Consider the following 18,386-nt stretch of genomic DNA (forward strand, 5'->3'; position numbering starts at 1 on the left):
TCAGAGCAGGTGGTCGGCCTTGCCGGCCTTGATGTCACGGATCATGTTACGCAGAGCCTCGTGGCTGTCGGTGAGGTAGCGGTCCTCCTCGCCGAGGATGGCGATGTAGCCGTTGCCTTGCCCGTCTATTCCGAGGCGGAAGCAAGAGTTTCCCTCACCGCAGAATGGTTCATCCCAGTGGATCTCTGACATCGATTCGTCCCCTCAAAGTTGGCGCACGATTGTGCGGATGAAGTCCCGCGAGTCCTGTGGGGACAGCGCGATGTTTTCCATCCAGTCAATGTGGGCCCGGTACTTCGCCAACTGCGTGTCCGAGTAAAGGAAGTCGGGCCCGTGCGAGTTGTCGATCTGGACGGTGTCGAGCTGCGGCACAGGACCCTCCGCGTACAGGACCGTCTGCCCGGCACCAGGGAACGCCCCGGCTTCAAAGGGGAGGACCAGCAGCGTGATGTTCTCCTGCTCGGACTTCTTCAGCAGGTGATCGAGCTGGGCCTGCGCGACGGTCCGCCCTCCGAACTGCATCCGCAGCGCGGCCTCGTGCACGATGCCTGTGTACGCGGGCGGGGTGTCGCTGTCCAGAACCTGCTGGCGCTCTACGCGATGGGCGAGCCGCAGGGCGATCTCGTGCTCCGGCAACTGCGGGATGACGACCCGGAATACGGCGAGCGCATGGTCCGAGGTCTGCAGCAGGCCCGGCATGTGTACGGAGTACGCGGCCCTCATTCGTACGGAGAAGGCCTCCAATTCGGCGATGTCCAGGAGCCCTTGCGGCAAAGTGCCTCTGTACCGCTCCCACCAGCCACGCTTGCGGGGCTGGGCCATCTCCACCAGGGCGTCGACATACGGCTCATCCGTGCAATCACAGTTGCAGGCCAACGTGCGCAGCCGATCGGGGCTGATCGCCCGAATCCCCGACTCGATGTTGGAGATCTTGCCCCGGTCAACGCCAAGCAGCCCGGCCGCGAACTCGGCCGAAACGTCCGCTGACGTGCGCATCTTGCGAACCTCGGCCCCAAGTCGCTTCTGACGTTCTGTGGGAGACGTCCTCGCTGCCATGCCGTTCCCTTCCGCGTGCGGTCGTGTGCAGTCTGCCGCCTACGCGTGCGATGGGGCCACGAAAGGGTGCAGTTTCCACAATCGGAAGGCCAAATTAACCACCTGCCCTACATTGGGTGATGCACCGCTCACGTTCCGATGAGTTGCGAAGTGCATCGCGCGGTCCTGCCCGCAACCTCCTTCCCTGGGAGGGGCGGTCCCGCGTCAGGGAGACAGGCCACCACTCATCACCGGTCCCGTACCACCGCGTGAGCACCCGCCCCCACCAAGGGAGTCGACGCAGACCATGCCTCCGTACATCCGCACCGCACTCTGCCCCGTCAGCGCCGAGCCTCGGCCCGGTCCGTACCTGCGGCGCCGCCGCCCCGGCGACGGGCTCGCGCTTAGCCTCACCGTGCCCTGCGTACCCCGAAGCGCCGCCATCGTCCGTAACGCGATGACGTCCGCACTGCACGCCCACAGCCTCGACCGCTACGGCCTGCCCGCGACAGTCGTTGCAACCGAACTCGTGTCAACTGCAACGAAGTTGACGCCCGAGGAGGACCTCTACCTCTCCCTCCGCCACCGCGACAACGCACTCCGTCTGGTCGTCTGGGATCAGCACCCGCATCACGCCAGCCCCGTCGCGGTATCCCTCTGCGAGGAACGGCGGCGACGTTCCCTCTGGCTGCTCGCTGCGGTGGTTGAGGACTGGGGTGGCGACTGGGGTGTCGGCGACGCGCGGCCGCCGCACAGCGGTACGAAGTCCTGGGTCTTACTGCCCGGTTGATCACCGCGCACTGCATCAGCATGGCTGGTCCGCAGCGCAATCGGCGCGGTGTCGCGGACCGGCCATACGCGTAAACCCTCGTGCGTACGCACCCCAACCGGCATGATCGGCCAATGACTTGGACCGCACCTGACGCAATCCGCACCGACGGCCCCCTCGCAGCGAACGAGCGCGTCATGCTCGAAGGGTTCCTCGGCTGGTACCGCAGCACGCTGCTGCAGAAGTGCGCCGGCCTTACGGGCGAGCAGCTCGCCGTCGCATCCGTACCGCCGTCCAATCTCACCCTGCTCGGGATCCTCCGCCACATGGCGAAGGTCGAACGTATCTGGTTCCGCCAGAGGTTCGCCGGTGAGGCGCTCGACCCGATGTACGACCCGGCGCAGGGCAAGGACGCCGACTTCGAGGCCCTGGAACCGGCGAAGGCCGACGACGACTACGCCCGGCTTGTCGAGGAGTGCCGCCTGGCGGACGCGGCTGCCGCAGGGGCGTCGCTCGACGACACCTTCACGCACGGCGGCGAGGTGTACTCGCTGCGCCTCGTCTACATCCACATGATCGCGGAGTACGCACGCCACATCGGCCACGCCGACCTGCTGCGCGAACGCGTCGACGGCGTTACAGGAGCCTGACGGCGCCGGGGGCGATCAGCGGTTCGTCGCGTCGGGACGGGCCCGCGTGCTGAACGCGCCGGCGCGCGTGGCGTGGTAGGTGGCTTCGGCGCTGGTGTGGGCGAGGTGGGCGTCGATGGGGCGGCGGATGATGAGGAGGCGGTAGTAGAAGGGTGCGCTCAGTGCGGCGATGACGGCGGTGGCATCGGTGTCCGGAGGGAGTTCACCCCGGGCGATCGCGTGGTGCACGAGCTGGGTCACGTGCTGGATGCGGGCGGCGAAGGCGTCGCCGACGATCCGGCCGAGGTTCGGGTCGTGGGCCGCTGCGGCGACGATGCCTTCGATGAGGTTGCGGTTGCGCCGTGTTGCGTGGAAGGCGGCGATCACCCGAGCCAGTTCGTGCAGGTCCTGGCGGAAGTCGCCCGTGTCCGGGGTCGGAATCGTCGTGCTGTGCTGGGCCAGCAGGTCGGCGATGACCCCTTCGACCGTGCGCCAGCGCCTGCGGATGGTGGACACGTGGACGCCGGAGCGCTGGGCGAGCCTGTCCAGGGTGAGTGCTCCGAAGCCCTGGGTGTCGAGTTCGTCGAAGGCGGCAGCCAGCACGGCGGCTCGGGTGCGGGCCGTGCGTCCGCCGGGGCGGGTCGAGCCATGAGGGGGTCGCTCTGTCATCGTCCTGGGTCGCCTGGTCGCCGGGGTGCGCTGGCCGTTTCGTGACCGAACTCGTCCCGCCCAACTTAATGCGCACGAGACCTTCACTCGACATTCCGCTGTCCCGGGAGAGCGGACATTGCATGGCGTGAACACGCTCAGGTAGCGTGGCGAACGTCTTAATGCGCGTTCGCGCGCATTATGGCGAACCAACGGGGCCTCGCACGCCCTCACAGCTCACAGCCTGGAGCTGGGGCTGGAGCTGGAAGGGCGTGCGAGGGATGCAAAGGAGTTACACCATGCGAAAGGGTCGGGCACTCGTAGTCTTGAGTGCGGCGTTCGCCACCGTCCTGCTTCTCCCTGGGACAAGCAGCGCCGGAACGAACAGCGGCTGGGTCTACACCAGCGATTGGGACCCGGGTGGCCAGGCGGCATTCGGGCACTCCGGGGACTACCTGAAGGTCTGCGACGAGCAGTCCGACGGGTACAACGTCCGGGTTCATCTGTTCAAGATGAGCGATTTGGGGGACATCGCCACGCTCAAGACGACCGGTGGCTACCAGGACTGCGTCACCGTGAGCTTCGCGAGCAGGGTTCCCGAGAACATCCGTGTAGGCATCAGGGTGTCTCTCGTGAAGAACGGCAACGAGAGCTTCCACGGCCGGAAGTGGGACCTCATCTCATAGCGCGGGCGGGCAGATCGACAGGAAGGGCCGTACGGGGGACGGCCCTTCCTGTTTTTTGCTACCGGCCTGCCGGGTCGGGAACGAGCCCGTCGGCCACCAGGCCTGCCAGCACCGCCGCCCCCAGGGCGTGAACGGCGGACTGCGGGCGCACCATCACGGTGAACTCCTTGATCAGGCCCGCCTCGTCGAAGTGCAGCAGGTCGATTCCGTGGATCGCCTTGCCGTCCACCACGGTCCTGAAGAGCAGCACGGCGGACGGGCTCTCCGTGCCGTCCGCACTCGTCTCGGCTGTGCCGCCGAACTCCCCGACGTACCGGAAATCCTCGAAGGTGCGCAGTAGTACGCCGAAGAGCCCCATCACCATCGGCCTGCCTTCGAAGGGCGTGAACTTCACCGGGCTGTAGAGGCGGATGTCCGGCGTGAACAGGCCCTCCAGCGCCGCGAGATCACCCTTCTCGACCGCGGTGCGGAAGCGTTCGACGGTCTTCTCCATGAACCTCACCCCAAACTTCCCACTACTCAAGAATCTGACTAGTCACTTTCTTGAGTATGATGATGCAGAGGTCGACGCAGAAATGGAAGACGGAAGAGGGGGACGGGGATCCGATGGCCTTGCGACATGCCGTACTGGCAGCACTGCTGGTCGGCGACGGAGACGACGAGCGCAGCGAGTACAGCGGGTACCAGCTCGCCAAGGCGTTCGACGTCGGCGTAGCGAACTTCTGGCATGCCCTGCCCCAGCAGCTGTACGCCGAGCTGGCCAAGCTGGAGAAAGAGGGGCTGGTCAGCGGCCGTGAGGTGGTCCAGGAGTCGCGCCCCGACAAGCGGCTGTTCCACGTCACCGACGCCGGCCTCGCCGAGCTGGAAGCCTTCGCCGCTGCCCCTTCGAAGCCGTCGTTCATCCGCGACGACCTGCTCGTCAAGGTCCAGGCAACCGACTCCTTCGCGGACTCCGGCCCGGTGATCGAACAGCTCGAAGAGCGCGCATCCATTGCCGAAGCCAAGATCGAGCTGTTCGGCAAGCTGCTCCGCAAGATGCGCGGCGAGCTGGACGAAGAGGAGTTCCTGCGCAGTGGCGAGCGAGTCGGACCGTACCTGACCTGTCTGCGCGGTCTCTCCCTCGAACAGGAAACCCGGGACTGGGCCCTGCGCATCGCGGCCGTCCTGCGCGAAAGGCGGACGACCCGTGCCGAACGCTGAACGCACCTTCCTCCGTTACGTCGCCCTCGGCGACAGCCAGACCGAAGGCCTCGGCGACGGTGACGACACCACCGGCCTGCGCGGCTGGGCCGACCGCCTCGCCGAGCACCTCGCGGCCGTCGAGCCCCGCCTCCAGTACGCCAATCTGGCCGTACGGGGCCGCCTCGCCGGTCAGGTCCACGCCGAGCAACTCGCACCCGCCCTCGCCCTGCGCCCCGACCTGGCCACCGTCGTCGCCGGGGTCAACGACCTGATGCGGCCCAAGTTCGACGCCGCCGAGGTGGTCGGTCACCTGGAGGCGATGTTCGCCGCCATCAGCGCCACCGGGGCGCACGTCGCGACGGTCACCTTCCCCGACATCGGGAAGGTCGTGCCGCTCGCCCGCCCCCTGCGCCCTCGCGTGTACGAACTCAACTCGCGCATCCGCGCGGCTGCCGCCCGCCACGGAGCGACGGTCGTCGAAACCGCACAGCACGCCTTCGCCACCGACCCGCGGATCTGGAGCGAGGACCGGCTCCACCTCAGCTCCCTCGGCCACGAACGCTTCGCCGCCGCCGCGGCCCACGCCGTACAGCTCCCCGGCAGCGACGACACCTGGACGCATGCCCTGCCCCCGCGCCCCGCAGCCCTAACCGGCCTGCGCGCCGCGAACGCCGAACTCCGCTGGCTGGCCGCATACCTGGGCCCCTGGCTCGCCCGGCGCGTACGTGGCCGGTCCTCCGGCGACGGCCGTACGGCGAAACGTCCGCAGCTGCTGGCGGTGCGTCCCGACGGGCGCACCGGCGGCTTTACGCGCTGAGCTGTGGCCTGACGGAGCCGTGCCTCAGTGGAGGGGGCGGTTACTGAGGAGGTCGCCGAGCTGCGCGAGCGTGAACGCGACGAAGAACGCGGCGAAGCCCCAGCGCGTACGTCCGCGCAGGGCCAGGGCCACCGCTCCGACGCCGGCCACCGTGCCAAGGGCGCATACAGCGACCCAAATTCCCATGCCCACACCGGCGTTGAGGCCCACTGCGACGACTATCAGAGGGACAACCGACGCCAGGGTCGAGAACGCGGCCAACGCGATGCGTGCCCCCCGCGCCTTCCGCGCCCGGTCGTCCGCGAGGCCTGACCGCGCCTGTTGCTGAAAGCGAGCCCGCAGGTCGTCCGTGTCCGGCGTTTCCCCATCCCGTGCAGTCATGGGGTGGAGCCTAGGCCCGGCCCTCTGCCGTACGGCCGGAGGGTCTCTAGACTCCCTGACCATGACAAGTCCCTACGCGCACGGTCCCGCCCCCACCGCCACACTCATACGCATGGGCCGGAGCGCTGCCCGGACCCAGGTTCCGGTCGGAGTCGGCTGCACCGTGGCCGGCGCTTTCGCCGCGCTCGGCGGGGTTGCGGTCATGGCTGGTCTGAACGGGAAGGAACCCAACCCCGGTGGGATTGCGGGCGTCATCATCGGGCTGCTGATCGGCTTCCTCGGCGTTACCTTCCTGACGTCCAGCTGGAAGTCCCGGCACACCTTCCTGTGTGTCGACGAAACGGGCCTTTGGATCAGCAACCCCGGGGGCCAGAAGGTCATCCCCTGGGACACCCTCGCCGGGGTCGGCCTGCATTGGAGCAAGACGGGAAGCCGCCCCGTGAAGCACTACTCCGTCGAGCTGTTTCCCAGCGGCCCCATCGACCGCGATCACCCGGTCCTGTGGGCCATGGTGCGCGACGAGGAACCCCTGCGCCCCGACCTGCCGCGACTGCGCTACCGCCTTGTCGCCAACGGTGGTTTCCGAGAGCCCCTGGTGGCGGCGATCCAGCAGTACGTCCCCCACCTGTGGCTCGGCGAGTCCGAACGCGAGCGTGGCCATCTCGGCCTGCCCGACGTCAAGGGCCATCGGGAGCGCACGCGTGGCCGTGCGCGCTGACGCGTGGCCGTATGCGCTCACATGCGGCCGTACGTGCTGACGCGTGGCCGTACGCGCTGAGCAGGGTCTCTGCGCTGCGGGCGGGGGAGCGTCCCTAGACTCCTGGCCATGTCGTCTTCCCCCGGGCACGGTCCTGCCCCTACGGCCACCGTCATACCCGTCGCCCCAAGGCCCGCCCGGGGGTTCATGGTTCTCGGCGGGATCTACATGGGGGTGGGCGCCCTCATCGCGGCGCTGGCCGCGGTGAGGACCCTCGATCTCTATGGCAAGGACTTCAGTCCCTTTGCGGGCCTCCTGCTCCTGCTCTTCGCGGCCTTCATCGCCTACCCGGGCTTCAAGCAGTTCCGCAGAGGCCGGGAGTACCGCCAACTGTTCGCGAGCGTCGACGAAACCGGTCTGTGGGTGCACAACACCGTGGGACGGAACGTCATCCGCTGGGACACCCTCGCCGCAGTTGCCCTCCACTGGAGCAAAGCGGACAACCAGGCGGGGAAGGACTACTCGATCGAGCTGTGCCCGACCGTCCCCGTCGACCGCGACGACCTGATCATGCGCGGCCTGGTCCGCGACGAGGAACCCCTCCGCCCGGACCTTCCTCGCCTCCGCTACCGCATCGTCGCCAACGGCCCGTTCCGCGAGCCCATGATCGATGCGATCCGGCAGTACGCTCCTCAGCTCTGGCTCGGCGAGACCGAACGCGAGCCGGACTATTTCGGCAGGCCCGCCTGTGAGGTCGACCAGGACGGGTGACGCGCGAGGCCGACCGGGCCTCGCGCCCCGCTCCCCCTTGGCCTTGCTCCTATTGCTCCTTTTGCTGCAGGGCCGTCAGGGTCGCGTCGAGGTCGGCGGGGTGGGGCCGGTTGTGGGGGAGCTTGGCGAGGACTGCGGCCATGCCGCAGGTGTTGCTGGCGGCGGAGAAGACGAGGCCTGCACCGATGGCGGCGGAGAGCCAGCGGGCGGGCCGGTAGCGGGTGCCGGCGGCGAGGCCGAGGACGACGAGGGAACCGGCGGCGAGTCGGACCTGGCGTTCCATGGCCCAGACCGCGGTTGCGCCGTCCGGGTGGTGCAGGGCGTGCCCCTGCTCGGCCCAGGCGGTGGTGCCGCCGGTGAGGGTTGCGGCGGGGACGCCGGCGGCGGCCAGCTCTTGGCAGGCGGTCGCGGATCGGCTGCCCGAGGCGCAGACGATCAGCAGGTCGCCGCGGGCGGCGGCGGCCTTGAGGGTGGGCAGAGCGGTGCGGACGTGGTCCAGGGGGATGTTGTGGGCGCCGGGGATGTGACCTGCGGCGTATTCGCCGGCGGTACGTACGTCGATGACGGTGTAGTCGGCCAGGCGGGGGGCTGCCTGGGCGGGAATTACAGCGGTGGGGGCGGTCATGTGCGGTGGTCCTTTCGCTTGCGGGTTGGCGGGGGCCGGCCTGTCGTGATCGCGATGCGGCTGAAGTCGCGGAGTAACTTCCGCTTGGCATTGGACGTGACGAGAACGCGCGGCGGTGCGCACTCCAACGGGGTCGCTGCCACCACGGCATCGATGGCGTAATTGTGTCCGTGGAGCCCCGCGTCATGCAGGAGGTCAATGGCGTGCCACCTGATGGGGCACAGTGCCGGACCTCCTCCTGGGGTGCGGGACCGGGCTTCGGCTTCACGTTCTTCCAGCAGGTCGCGTAGCAGCTGCGCACGCAGTATGGGCAGCGGGGCCGACAGGGCCCGTCATGCCCTGGCATCGGCCGCTGCGGCCGATGCCGCGGCCGCATGGCACGCTCCCCGGCCGTCAGCGCGGGCGATGATACGGGCTGCCTCGATGCGTACGGCAGCCTCCGTCCCGTCGCTGACAGCCGGCACGCCGGCTGCTGCGGCGAGGTCGCCCGACTCGTCGTACACGACTTGCAGGCGCGGCCACGCCGACGGCGGGAACGCCTGGCGCAGGCAGTTCGCGAGGTCGGCCACGACCAGCCGTGCCAGCGGCGTCAGCTCGTCCGGGTCGCCGGTGACCAGCACCGCGGTCACCTTCGCGCCGGGCGGTGCGGCCCGTACCGCTTCCTCGGCGGCTTCGAGCCGGTGCAGCCCCAGGACCGCCACAATGCCGTCGTCCGTGAGCCGCGCGGGCTCGCCGCGCACCGCGTCGAACGCGGGTGGAGGGGACCACGGCGCGTCGGCCGGGCGGGCCTGCGGGATGTAGGGGAGGTGGGGCGGGGGCCATACGTCGCCGAGGTCGACGTCCGCCAACTGCTCGCAGGCGCTGATTACGTTGAAGGGGTCGACGAAGCCGGGGGCGGCGGCGGCGAGTTGGCCGGCGCCGTAGAGGGTGGTGAGGGCGGCTTCGGCTACGCGTACTTGGCGGGGGCGGCCGGGTCGCGTGGCGGGCGGCGCGGCGGGCGGGTGCGGTCTCTCCGGGGCGAGGCCCTCCAGGGCCAGGCCGAGCAGGATCGCGTCCAGCTTCATCAGCTGCGCGAAGGGTCTTTGGATCCGCTCCTCGGCGAGGATCTCGGGCATCACGTGCGTCCCGAGCCGTGCTGCGCCGTGCGGCTCGTGGGCGCCGGTCTCGGTCAGCGGCAACCTGGCGACCCATGCTCGGGCGAGCGCGCCGAGTGCGTCGCGGGGGGTAGGACTTCGCTCAGGCTCGTGATCCGGATGCGAAGGGGTGAGCGCGGGCGCGGGCGCGTGCTCGGCGAGGTCGGCCAGTACCGCGAAGTAGAGGGCCCTCTTGCCGGGGAAGTTGGAGTACACCGCGCCACGGGTCAGCCCCGCACGCCCGGCGATGCCGTCCACCTTGGCGTCCCGGAAGCCACGCTCGGCGAACTCGTCCCTGGCGGCGGCCAGCACCCTGGCACGGTTGCGCTGCTGCAGCTCCGCCCTGCTGAGCCGGCCCATGGTCCTCACTCGTCTGTCGCGCTGCCGTGCGTTGCTGTCGTACCGGCTTCAAGATACCGTCGGCATTCAGATGGTGACGTCATATGTTCTGGACATTCCAATGATGCGAACCACTGGTGAGGAGACGTTTCCGAGTGCTCAAGTGCACGTTCTGCGCGAAGACCCAGAAGCAGGTCAACAAACTGATCGCGGGCCCGAGCCCGCTCTGCATCTGCGACGAATGCGTCCGGCTCTGCACCGAGCTCATCATGGAAGACCGCAACGACCCCGTCTCCTCCACCGAGGACGGGCCGCTGGACCTGCCGACACCACGCGAGATCTTCGACTTCCTCGGGCAGTACGTCGTAGGGCAGGACGCAGCGAAGAAGACGCTCGCGGTGGCCGTCTACAACCACTACAAACGCATTCAGCCGGTCACCACCACCCGGGACGAGCCGGTCGTGGAGCTGGGCAAGTCCAACATCCTGCTGCTCGGCCCGACCGGCTGCGGCAAGACGTACCTCGTCCAGACGCTCGCCCGGATGCTCGACGTGCCGTTCGCGATCGCCGACGCGACGGCGCTGACGGAGGCGGGGTATGTCGGCGAGGACGTGGAGAACATCCTCCTGAAACTGGTCCAGGCCGCTGACTACGACGTCAAGAAGGCCGAGACCGGGATCATCTACATCGACGAGATCGACAAGGTCGCACGCAGGAGCGAGAACCCCTCGATCACGCGAGACGTATCGGGTGAGGGCGTACAGCAGGCGCTCCTCAAGATTCTCGAAGGCACGACGGCCTCGGTGGCTCCGCAGGGCGGCCGTAAGCACCCGCAGCAGGAATTCATCCAGCTCGATACGACGAACGTGCTGTTCATCGTGGGCGGTGCCTTCTCCGGCCTGGAGCAGATTATCGAACAGCGGGCCAGCCGCAAGAGCATCGGCTTCGGCGCGGCAATCCGTACCGAGGACGACGAGCGGGATGCGGATGCCCTGGCCGAGGTCATGCCGGAGGATCTCCTCAAGTTCGGCCTGATCCCGGAACTCGTCGGACGGCTCCCGGTGGTGTCTACGGTCCAGCCGCTGGACCGGGCGGCACTGATGCGGATCCTCGTCGAGCCCCGCAACTCACTGATCAAGCAGTACCAGAAGCTGTTCCAAATCGACGGCGTGCAACTTGAGTTCACCGACGACGCGATCGGCGCGATCGCGGACCAGGCCCTGCTGCGCCGCACCGGCGCGCGAGCGGTCCGCGCCATTCTGGAAGAGGTCCTGCTCAACGTGATGTACGAGGTGCCGAGCCGCAACGACGTCGCCCGCGTAGTGGTCGACCACGACACGGTGCTCAACAACGTCGTCCCCACACTGGTGCCCCGAGACCACCCCGACGAAAAGAAGTCCGCCTGAGGGGCGGGGCGAGGGTGGGCGGTCGGCAGGCCGGTCCGGCTTGGCGAGCTCGCGCCATGTACAGGGGCGTTGGTTGTTTCGGGTGTGGGGGCCGCCTTTTCGTAAGTGTGGCGGCGGAGGCCCGTCGGTAAAGGGCACTCCTGCGTCGCGTCGCCTGCGGCGATGTCGCTGCGCTCCACCCTTGACCGCCGATCCTCCGCCGCGTTCTTTAAGGGGGGCGGCCCCCGGGGGCGGGCCCACGGGGAAGCTGGGATCGCGGCCGTTCGCCGTTGCCGGGCGGCGGGTCCGTGGATGGCTGCACGCACCACGTCTTGGGGCGGCCCGGCAGAACTCGGCGTCCACCCCGCCCGTCTGCTGGTGCGACACCGCACTTCCCTCCCCAGAGTCGCGTCCACGTGGGTGGTCGGCTGGACGGGTTGGCCGACGGGCCGGTTGTGGTGACTGGCGGGTGGGGCGCACCAGTTGAATGGGGTGGCCCGGCTGGGTTCGGCGTCCACCCGGCGCGGTGGTCGGCTGGGACTCATGCCCCGTGTCTGGGGTGAGTGGATGGTGCGCACGGGGGCGCGGGAGTGGTGGCGCCGGTTCGCGGGCGGCGGCCCGGCAGATACGGACACCCGCTCGGCGGGTAGTGGTCGGCGGGTGGTGAGCACCAGGCCCGGCGGGTGATGCGAGTCCGGCTCGGCGGGTGGTGACCTGGCGGATGATGGCGCGATTGATGGTAGGCGGCCCAGTGGCGGGTGTTGTCGTCCGGGTGGGTGGTGCGTACACAGGGTGGGCGGGGCGGTCCTGCTGGTTTGGCGGGAGCGACTTTAAGCAGCGATGGATCAGGCGTTGAACGAGCAGAGGGCATCCGTCAGGTGAAAAGGGTTCCGCGCGACCTCTTGTGTGCGGAAGAGGACACCGTCAGGCCTGGCATGGGCGGCTTGGGGTGTCCTGTTCCGCACACAAGGCGCTATTGGGAGTCCCGGCAGTCTCCTCAGTCCCATGAAGCTCTCTGCTTACGACCGGTGGGCGGATGACAGCCGCTACTCGCCCGCCATTCGCCAAACCGACGGGACCACTCGCGGAGCTGCTGCGCGCACCATCCCCAACCCACCGCCTGCCGGGCGGGCGTCACCGCTCACAGGCCTGACGCCCGCCGACCCAGCGGCATTGCCCGACCGAGGACGGCAATCCGCACATCAAGGGGACGTCACCCTCCCCGGCCTGGTGCGCCACGGCCCACCGGCTCGCCGCCCGCCGAACCCAGCGCATTGCCCGCCGGGATGGGACACCATCCACCTGTCTGCCGCGCCGCTGAACCCAGTCGTACCGCTCACCGGTGCGGTACGCCCCACATCAAGCCGCCGCTCGCCGGGGACGAGCACCATCCACAAAGTCGCCGCCCGCCGAGCCGGGTCTCGATACTTCCCGGACCTGGGGCGCATCACCCAACAACCAGCCACCCGCCGAGCCGGGCTCCACCGCTCCCCGGGCCTTGGGCGCACCCACCCACCCAGCCCAGACACGGGGCATGAGTCTCAGCCGATCACCGGGCGGGGTGGACGCCGAGCCGGGCCGGGTCGCCCCATTCGACTACCGCGCTCCACCCGCCGGGCCGCCGCCCGGCAGCGAAAGCCGAGTAACGAGCCCAGCTGTTCCGGGGCCCGGCTCCAGGGGGCGGCCCCCCGTGAAGAACCAGCGGTGGAGGGGTGGGTGTCAAGGGTGGAGCGCAGCGGAATCGCCGCAGGCGACGCGACGCAGGAGCGCCCTTTACGCCCAACCCGGAACCGCCAAACTCCCGAAAAGGGCGGCCCCCATGGCAGAAGCAATCGACGGCCCCGAGCTGGGCCAGCCCCGTCCCCGGCCGCAGCCGGGTTGTTGTTCGCCGGCGCTTCGCCGGCGCTCCGCTTGGCTGCTGCCTGCCTGGGGCGAGTGAAGGCTTGCTGCCGAACCGGGCCAGCCCTTGCCCAGACCACCACGCACCTACCCAGCCGAGGCTTAGCCGACCAGCACTTCGACAGCAGTTCGGGAAGTAGCCGACGGCTGCGGCTGAATCAGATGTTCACGAGTTACGACAGCACCGAGCAATCCCGGCGGGCTGAGGCCGGCCGCTTCCGGACCCGTGTCCGGGCTCCTCGGGAGGCTTCAGGCGGGCAGCTTGGCGAGCCAGTCGGTCAGGAGTTGGTTGGTTTCGGCGGGGCGTTCTTGCTGGATCCAGTGGCCGCAGCCGTCGAGGATGTGGGTGGAGACCAGGCCGGGCAGTGTCGCGGGGAATGCCTTGATCGCGTCGGCCATCCACGTGGTGGAGGCGTCCAGGCTGCCGCCGATGAACAGAGACGGCTGGGTGATGGGGGCGTCGTCGAAGTCGGCTAGGTCTGCCCAGTCCTGGTCCATGTTCCGGTAGCGATTGAGCGCTCCGCTCATGCCGGTTCGCTCGAACTCCTCGGCGTAGAAATCGAGGTCGCTCTCAGTGAGCCAGGCGGGCAGCCTGCCGGCGGGGAACCGGTCGCGCAGCGTCCCGCCTTGGCTGACGAAGTGCGGGCTGGGTGCGCCGGGTGCGGGCATGGTGTCGGCGGACAGGGCGGCGTAGAAGCCCGCGAGCCAGCCGCGCACGTCGGGCTCGATCTCGGCCTCGGCCCGGCCGGGCTTCTGGAAGTAGGAGACGTAGAACTCCTCTTCCCCACCCATCTGAGCGAAGACCTCGCTGGGCCTCGGTCCGCCGCGCGGGGCGTAGGGGACACTGAGCAGCCCCACCGCGCGGAAGACGTCCGGTCTGACCAGGGCGGAGTTGGCGGCGATGGCCGACCCCCAGTCGTGGCCGACGATCACCGCGGACTGTTCGCCCAGGGCGTGCACCACCGCGGCGTTGTCCTCCACCAGGTCGAGCATCCGGTACGCGTCCGTGCCACCGGGCTTGGAGGAACGGCCGTAGCCGCGGACATCGATGGCGACCGCACGGTACCCGGCCGCGGCCAGTACCGGCAGCTGGTGGCGCCAGGAGTACCAGGACTCCGGGAAGCCATGCACGAGCAACACCAGCGGCCCGATGCCCTGTTCCACCAGGTGGATACGGCCTGCGGGTGAGGAGACCGACCGGTGAGTGACGTCCGTGACCTGCTGCGACATGAATCCTCCAGGTCTCTCGATCTGCCGTGCGCCGTCCGCCGTGCGCCGAGATCGGTGCCCCAATCATGCGGGGGGCGGCGCGGCGGTTGCGAGCCTTGTTGCCGCTTCGGCAAACCGCTCTGGGCGTTCATGTCTCACGCGTTCTGATGCTCCTCACGGTCCCGGGACCACGAGGTCGACCACGCCATGCCCAATGAGCCATTCGGTCAGTTCTTCAGGGTGCAGAAGCGGGAGTTGGCCATTCCATCGGTGCCAGTCCAAACCACCGCCCAAGTGATGTGTCAGTACACCTAGTACTGCGCCCAGTTCGCCTCGGACCGTGAAGCTGATGTCTCCCAAGCACATGCAGGTGAAGGGGGCGGCTTCCGGCTCGAGCTCCAAGAGGCCGGCCAACTCGGCGATCTCATTGACGCTTCCCACCATGACTGACCGTTCGCTTTCCCCAGGCCGCCGAGGGGCTACTTCAATCGAACGAGCGGCCACCCACAGAGCATCCACCTGTCTCAGCGCGACTGAACCCATGACGTCTCCTCTTTACATGGCAACTGGCGTCACCCGTCGGCCAGCGACGCCAGTGCCTTGTGGATCTCGGCGATCATTGAGGCTGGTCGGCGGTAGACATCTACCGCAGTGAAGCGCAGGATCCTGCGGATTGGTTCGCAGCCGGCGAGTTCGTTGAAGCGGGCGACGTCGCGTTGGTGGGCTGCTCGGGTGCCGTGATACGTATAGCCCTCGATCTCGACGGCAAGGCCCTCCGCCCGGAACAGGAAGTCGACCGAGCGCCGTCGGCCTCCCAGCGGTCTGACTCCCACCTGTGACTCGGGGTGCAGTCCGGCGTCATGTATGCGCAGGCGGGCGAGCGTCTCGGGCGGTGAGCCGCTTTTACGGTCGGCGAGAGCGAGCCAGGCGCGTGCTGTACGTAGGCCTCGTCGGGGGCCGGACTCCAAGGCGGCGGCTACGGCGGCGGTATGGGTGAGGGCGGGGCGCTTTACCGTCATGTTGACCTGGAGCGGGCGGATGGAGATCGCAGAATCGACCGCGACCAGCGCCGAGTCCCGGGGCCTGCGCGCAGCAGATCCGCAAGGGTGCGGTTGACCGTGGTGACGCGGATTCCGGCGAGTGTTCCTGTCTCCCCTGCGGCTAGTGGTGGCACCCGGCGCGTGCGGCCCGTCGACCGGGAGGCGCCTGGGTACGTGGTCGTGGTGGTCGAGGTGGTGAAATCGAGGGTCAGGCCCGCCTCCAGGTTTCGGGCTCGGTCGCTCTCCCAGGGGAGCTCAATGGTGTGCAGCCACGCGGCCGTCCGGTGGCTGACAACCAGTTCGGGGCGGGCCAATTGGATCGCGCGCAGCCGCACCGTGTGATCGACCGCAAGTCCGGGCTCAGCCCAGGCCCCGCGATGGATCTGGGTCCAGCCCTCGCTTCGCAGACGTCTGGTGAGGCGCCGAGCCGGCCACCCCAGCGCCGTTGCCTGCCTGGTCAGCAGGATGCCGTGCTGTCGGCTGCCGGCCAGCTCGGACAGCGGGATCAGCCCGTCTGTTGCTACTTCCCCCGTTGCACGTGTCATGGAATGAGCGTCGCAGTCGTCCTATGACCTCCGCGACCCCTGTGGATAACCCCCGGTCAATTGGGTCTCCGGGCCCATGCCGTACGGGCGCGTTGTTGTTACCGTGCGTGCGTTCAGTGGTCGCAGTCGCACGCACGGGAGCGGTGAGTCGTGAAGGCACGTTCAGTACGGGCAGCGGCAGCGGCAGTGATGGCGATGGTGGTTGTCTGTCTCACCTCGGCGTGCGGAGCTGACGGCGTGGATGCCGGGAAGACCGACGTCGCTGACAAGAAGCCCGGCGCCTCGCCCACGGTGGCGAATCGGCCTGTCAGCAGCAACGGGAAGACGCTCAGCAAGGGTGAGTTGGAGAAGGTTGCCCTCGTGAGTGGTGACGTACCGGACTTCGTCGCCGCGCCGCTGGAGGGCGGCGAGGAAACCGGTGAGGAGCGGGCCGAGCAGCCGGAGTGTCAGGCGCTGGCCGCCGTCATCAACGGCGCGCCCGAGCCGACGCCCACCGCCACCGTCCAACGCACCCTCACGGACCAGTCCGAGGAGGGTACGGACGGCCAGACCGTCGTCACCGAGATCCTCACCTCGTACCCCAAGGGCGCCGCCGTACGCGTCCTGCGCGGTGTGAAGGACGCCATCGGCGCGTGCGCGGGCGGCTTCAGGACCACGGCGGGCGACGGCGCTTCCACCTACACCGAGGTCAAGGAGCTGACGGCGCCGAAGGCGGGGCAGGAAGCGCTCGCGTATCAGGTCACCGGGTCCTTCGAGGGGACGAAGGTGCCGCTCGTCTTCCAGCTCGTACGCACCGGATCGACGGTCGTCATCCTCTACACCGCCAATTTCCTCGACTCCAAGACCCCCGAGATCCCCGCGGAAATCGCGACCGCGCAAGCCGCCAAACTGCCCTAGCCGTCCGTACGCGTCGGGCCGATTTGAGCCCGGGGTTGGGTCCGTGGGCCCATGCCCGTGAGTGACGTGCTCCGTACGGTCGCGGCATGCCTTTCCTCCTAGGTCGGCCCCGGTCCCGGTCCCGCAGGCGCCAACCGCGCACCGAAGCCCGGCTGTTGGGGCTGCGCAAGTCGCAGTCGGGGCAGACGACCCTGGAGTACGCGGGCCTGGTGCTGGTCGTCGCGGCCATCGTCGCGGCGCTCGTGGGCACCGGGCTCGGGGAGACCGTCTCGCAGCAGCTGGGCGCGGCCGTTTGCCGGGTGACGGGCGGCGGCGACTGCGGAGGAGGGGGCGGGGGCGATGACGGCAATCCGCAGGCCGGCGACGATACGGGGAAGCAGCCTGTGTCGGACGGCGACGGCGACGGGAGTAAGTCGGCCGAGCAGCGCGCGTACGAAAAGGCGCTCAAAGAACTCCAGGACGCCAAGAACGCCGAGCAGAGCGACACCGAAAAGGCCAAGCAGGCCGCAAAGGAGCTCGGCAAGATCCTGGCCGAGGAGCTCGGCATCACCGATGCGGTCGACTGTGTCACCAAGGGCGACGCCGGAGCCTGTACGGAAACCCTGATCAACGTACTGACCAGCCTCATCGGCGGCGCCGTCGGCAAGCTCGCGGCGAAATACGGTGCGCCGTGGAAGTGGAAGAAGGCCGTCGAGCTCGTACGGAAACTCAAGAAGCACGGCGGGGACCTGTACGACGGCCTCACCGGCATGGTCAAGAACCGCAAGCGCGTCAAGGAGGCGCAGGACAAGCTCGACGCCGCCAAGCGCAAGCTCGACGAGAAGAAGCCAGACAAGCCAGATAAGCCAGACAAGCGGCCTATCACCTGTGCTGCCTCCCACAGCTTCCTGCCCGGCACCCCCGTCCTCCTCGGCAACGGCACGCGCATCCCCATCGAGGCCGTACGCATCGGCGACCGCGTCACTGTCACCGATCCGGCGAGCGGGCTGACGACCACGCGCCGCGTCACGAACACCATCACCACCTACGACGACAAGCACTTCACCCGCCTCACCATCAGGACGCCCGCCGGCCTCCGCGCCATCACGGCGACCGACACCCACCCCTTCTGGCTGACCGGCAGCGCGCGGCAAGGCGCACGCTGGGCCGACGCGGGCGACATCCGCCCCGGCGCGAAGCTCCGTACGCCCGAGGGCGCGGGCCTGCCCGTCACGGCGGTTGCGCAGCACACCCGGCGGCAGACGACGTACGACCTCACCGTCGCCGGAATCCACACCTATTACGTCGGCATCGGCAGCCAGCACGCGCTCGTCCACAACAACGACTGTGTGGACCAGGAACTCCTCGACGAAATGAACGAGCAGGGCGTCAAATTCGACCCCGAGAAGGTGATCCGGGCCGAGCGCAATGCCGATGGCAAGATCGTCTTCCTGGAGGAGGGCAACTCGCGGGCCGGCCTCAAGCACATCATCGAAGAGCACGCCGACGATTTCGAGCGGAGCGGAATTGCCCGGGAGGACATTCCCGACCTGGTGATGCAAGCCGCGACCAAGGGCAAGAAGGTCGGCGCGCAGGGGAAGGGCGAGGGGCGGCCCATCTACGAGGTCGAATTCAAGGGCAAGAAGCGGAGGGTGGCGGTGACCGTCGGAAACAATGGCTTCGTCGTGGGCGCCAACCCCAAGAGCGTCGGATAGGTCGG

20 protein-coding genes are annotated in these 18,386 nt (G+C 68.6%); 10 read left to right on the forward strand and 10 right to left on the reverse strand.

Annotation, left to right across the window (positions count from 1 at the left end):
• Together J7I98_RS09395 and J7I98_RS09400 are read right to left on the reverse strand one after the other, a co-directional pair.
• The gene (locus J7I98_RS09395; RefSeq protein WP_214920164.1) at positions 1-192 is read right to left on the reverse strand and encodes a hypothetical protein; all 192 of its coding nucleotides are present in this window, start codon (positions 190-192) and stop codon (positions 1-3) included.
• A 12-nt stretch (positions 193-204) separates the two neighbouring features.
• Positions 205-1,056, reverse strand: a complete 852-nt coding sequence (locus tag J7I98_RS09400) for a helix-turn-helix transcriptional regulator (RefSeq protein WP_214920165.1) — start codon at positions 1,054-1,056, stop codon at positions 205-207.
• A 286-nt stretch (positions 1,057-1,342) separates the two neighbouring features.
• On the opposite strand from J7I98_RS09400, the gene J7I98_RS09405 reads away from it, so the two are divergent.
• Together J7I98_RS09405 and J7I98_RS09410 are read left to right on the forward strand one after the other, a co-directional pair.
• A complete protein-coding gene (locus J7I98_RS09405) occupies positions 1,343-1,825 on the forward strand; it encodes an ATP-binding protein (protein WP_214920166.1) in 483 nt (160 codons plus the stop codon).
• 113 nt (positions 1,826-1,938) lie between these two features.
• Entirely contained in the window at positions 1,939-2,454 is a 516-nt protein-coding gene (locus J7I98_RS09410) for a DinB family protein (RefSeq protein ID WP_214920167.1), read from the forward strand.
• A gap of 15 nt (positions 2,455-2,469) precedes the next feature.
• Here J7I98_RS09410 and J7I98_RS09415 read toward each other — a convergent pair whose 3' ends face one another.
• Positions 2,470-3,102, reverse strand: coding sequence for a TetR/AcrR family transcriptional regulator C-terminal ligand-binding domain-containing protein (locus J7I98_RS09415; protein WP_214920168.1), 633 nt, complete (start codon positions 3,100-3,102; stop codon positions 2,470-2,472).
• Positions 3,103-3,380: 278 nt separating this feature from the next.
• On the opposite strand from J7I98_RS09415, the gene J7I98_RS09420 reads away from it, so the two are divergent.
• Positions 3,381-3,767: a hypothetical protein gene (locus J7I98_RS09420; RefSeq protein WP_214920169.1), complete on the forward strand. Its 387-nt coding sequence runs from the start codon at positions 3,381-3,383 to the stop codon at positions 3,765-3,767.
• 58 nt (positions 3,768-3,825) lie between these two features.
• On the opposite strand, the gene J7I98_RS09425 is transcribed toward J7I98_RS09420, so the two are convergent.
• Positions 3,826-4,260: a nuclear transport factor 2 family protein gene (locus J7I98_RS09425; protein ID WP_214920170.1), complete on the reverse strand. Its 435-nt coding sequence runs from the start codon at positions 4,258-4,260 to the stop codon at positions 3,826-3,828.
• 113 nt (positions 4,261-4,373) lie between these two features.
• Between J7I98_RS09425 and J7I98_RS09430 the strand changes: the two genes are divergently transcribed.
• Together J7I98_RS09430 and J7I98_RS09435 are read left to right on the forward strand one after the other, a co-directional pair.
• Entirely contained in the window at positions 4,374-4,967 is a 594-nt protein-coding gene (locus J7I98_RS09430) for a PadR family transcriptional regulator (protein ID WP_214920171.1), read from the forward strand.
• Positions 4,954-5,766: an SGNH/GDSL hydrolase family protein gene (locus J7I98_RS09435; protein ID WP_214920172.1), complete on the forward strand. Its 813-nt coding sequence runs from the start codon at positions 4,954-4,956 to the stop codon at positions 5,764-5,766. Before J7I98_RS09430 ends, J7I98_RS09435 begins: the two co-directional genes overlap by 14 nt.
• 24 nt (positions 5,767-5,790) lie before the next feature.
• Here J7I98_RS09435 and J7I98_RS09440 read toward each other — a convergent pair whose 3' ends face one another.
• A complete protein-coding gene (locus tag J7I98_RS09440) occupies positions 5,791-6,147 on the reverse strand; it encodes a hypothetical protein (protein ID WP_214920173.1) in 357 nt (118 codons plus the stop codon).
• A gap of 61 nt (positions 6,148-6,208) precedes the next feature.
• Here J7I98_RS09440 and J7I98_RS09445 point away from each other — a divergent pair, with 61 nt between their 5' ends.
• Together J7I98_RS09445 and J7I98_RS09450 are read left to right on the forward strand one after the other, a co-directional pair.
• Complete coding sequence (locus tag J7I98_RS09445; protein ID WP_214920174.1) at positions 6,209-6,865, forward strand: hypothetical protein; 657 nt, start codon at positions 6,209-6,211, stop codon at positions 6,863-6,865.
• A 108-nt stretch (positions 6,866-6,973) separates the two neighbouring features.
• The gene (locus J7I98_RS09450; RefSeq protein ID WP_214920175.1) at positions 6,974-7,615 is read left to right on the forward strand and encodes a hypothetical protein; all 642 of its coding nucleotides are present in this window, start codon (positions 6,974-6,976) and stop codon (positions 7,613-7,615) included.
• 49 nt (positions 7,616-7,664) lie between these two features.
• Here the strand turns inward: J7I98_RS09450 and J7I98_RS09455 are convergent, their stop codons facing one another.
• Both J7I98_RS09455 and J7I98_RS09460 read right to left on the reverse strand, forming a co-directional pair.
• Positions 7,665-8,240 (reverse strand): rhodanese-like domain-containing protein, encoded by a 576-nt coding sequence (locus J7I98_RS09455; RefSeq protein ID WP_214920176.1) that lies wholly within the window; start codon positions 8,238-8,240, stop codon positions 7,665-7,667.
• Positions 8,241-8,572: 332 nt separating this feature from the next.
• Positions 8,573-9,733 carry a TetR/AcrR family transcriptional regulator gene (locus J7I98_RS09460; RefSeq protein WP_214920177.1) on the reverse strand — a complete coding sequence of 387 codons (1,161 nt, stop codon included), beginning with the start codon at positions 9,731-9,733 and terminating at the stop codon, positions 8,573-8,575.
• A 113-nt stretch (positions 9,734-9,846) separates the two neighbouring features.
• Here J7I98_RS09460 and clpX point away from each other — a divergent pair, with 113 nt between their 5' ends.
• The gene (gene clpX / locus J7I98_RS09465; RefSeq protein ID WP_214920364.1) at positions 9,847-11,118 is read left to right on the forward strand and encodes an ATP-dependent Clp protease ATP-binding subunit ClpX; all 1,272 of its coding nucleotides are present in this window, start codon (positions 9,847-9,849) and stop codon (positions 11,116-11,118) included.
• 2,127 nt (positions 11,119-13,245) lie between these two features.
• On the opposite strand, the gene J7I98_RS09470 is transcribed toward clpX, so the two are convergent.
• From J7I98_RS09470 to J7I98_RS40905, 3 genes are all read right to left on the reverse strand, one after another.
• Complete coding sequence (locus tag J7I98_RS09470) at positions 13,246-14,226, reverse strand: alpha/beta fold hydrolase (RefSeq protein WP_214920178.1); 981 nt, start codon at positions 14,224-14,226, stop codon at positions 13,246-13,248.
• A gap of 551 nt (positions 14,227-14,777) precedes the next feature.
• Positions 14,778-15,224 (reverse strand): endonuclease domain-containing protein, encoded by a 447-nt coding sequence (locus J7I98_RS40900; protein WP_251020380.1) that lies wholly within the window; start codon positions 15,222-15,224, stop codon positions 14,778-14,780.
• Positions 15,221-15,790, reverse strand: coding sequence for a type IV toxin-antitoxin system AbiEi family antitoxin domain-containing protein (locus J7I98_RS40905; protein WP_251020381.1), 570 nt, complete (start codon positions 15,788-15,790; stop codon positions 15,221-15,223). The genes J7I98_RS40900 and J7I98_RS40905 overlap by 4 nt, the downstream gene beginning before the upstream one ends.
• A 150-nt stretch (positions 15,791-15,940) precedes the next feature.
• Between J7I98_RS40905 and J7I98_RS09480 the strand changes: the two genes are divergently transcribed.
• A complete protein-coding gene (locus J7I98_RS09480) occupies positions 15,941-16,687 on the forward strand; it encodes a hypothetical protein (RefSeq protein ID WP_214920179.1) in 747 nt (248 codons plus the stop codon).
• Positions 16,688-16,773: 86 nt separating this feature from the next.
• Complete coding sequence (locus J7I98_RS09485; protein ID WP_214920180.1) at positions 16,774-18,381, forward strand: Hint domain-containing protein; 1,608 nt, start codon at positions 16,774-16,776, stop codon at positions 18,379-18,381.
• Positions 18,382-18,386: the final 5 nt, after the last annotated feature.

The organism is Streptomyces sp. ISL-98 (assembly GCF_018614055.1).
Classification (GTDB): Bacteria; Actinomycetota; Actinomycetes; order Streptomycetales; family Streptomycetaceae; genus Streptomyces; species Streptomyces spiramyceticus.

Coding starts and splice junctions, on each gene's coding strand:
- J7I98_RS09395 (WP_214920164.1), bottom strand. CDS start 192: ATGTCAGAGATCCACTGGGATGAACCATTCTGCGGTGAGGGAAACTCT.
- J7I98_RS09400 (WP_214920165.1), bottom strand. CDS start 1,056: ATGGCAGCGAGGACGTCTCCCACAGAACGTCAGAAGCGACTTGGGGCC.
- J7I98_RS09405 (WP_214920166.1), top strand. CDS start 1,343: ATGCCTCCGTACATCCGCACCGCACTCTGCCCCGTCAGCGCCGAGCCT.
- J7I98_RS09410 (WP_214920167.1), top strand. CDS start 1,939: ATGACTTGGACCGCACCTGACGCAATCCGCACCGACGGCCCCCTCGCA.
- J7I98_RS09415 (WP_214920168.1), bottom strand. CDS start 3,102: ATGACAGAGCGACCCCCTCATGGCTCGACCCGCCCCGGCGGACGCACG.
- J7I98_RS09420 (WP_214920169.1), top strand. CDS start 3,381: ATGCGAAAGGGTCGGGCACTCGTAGTCTTGAGTGCGGCGTTCGCCACC.
- J7I98_RS09425 (WP_214920170.1), bottom strand. CDS start 4,260: ATGGAGAAGACCGTCGAACGCTTCCGCACCGCGGTCGAGAAGGGTGAT.
- J7I98_RS09430 (WP_214920171.1), top strand. CDS start 4,374: ATGGCCTTGCGACATGCCGTACTGGCAGCACTGCTGGTCGGCGACGGA.
- J7I98_RS09440 (WP_214920173.1), bottom strand. CDS start 6,147: ATGACTGCACGGGATGGGGAAACGCCGGACACGGACGACCTGCGGGCT.
- J7I98_RS09445 (WP_214920174.1), top strand. CDS start 6,209: ATGACAAGTCCCTACGCGCACGGTCCCGCCCCCACCGCCACACTCATA.
- J7I98_RS09450 (WP_214920175.1), top strand. CDS start 6,974: ATGTCGTCTTCCCCCGGGCACGGTCCTGCCCCTACGGCCACCGTCATA.
- J7I98_RS09455 (WP_214920176.1), bottom strand. CDS start 8,240: ATGACCGCCCCCACCGCTGTAATTCCCGCCCAGGCAGCCCCCCGCCTG.
- J7I98_RS09460 (WP_214920177.1), bottom strand. CDS start 9,733: ATGGGCCGGCTCAGCAGGGCGGAGCTGCAGCAGCGCAACCGTGCCAGG.
- J7I98_RS09470 (WP_214920178.1), bottom strand. CDS start 14,226: ATGTCGCAGCAGGTCACGGACGTCACTCACCGGTCGGTCTCCTCACCC.
- J7I98_RS40900 (WP_251020380.1), bottom strand. CDS start 15,224: ATGACGGTAAAGCGCCCCGCCCTCACCCATACCGCCGCCGTAGCCGCC.
- J7I98_RS40905 (WP_251020381.1), bottom strand. CDS start 15,790: ATGACACGTGCAACGGGGGAAGTAGCAACAGACGGGCTGATCCCGCTG.
- J7I98_RS09485 (WP_214920180.1), top strand. CDS start 16,774: ATGCCTTTCCTCCTAGGTCGGCCCCGGTCCCGGTCCCGCAGGCGCCAA.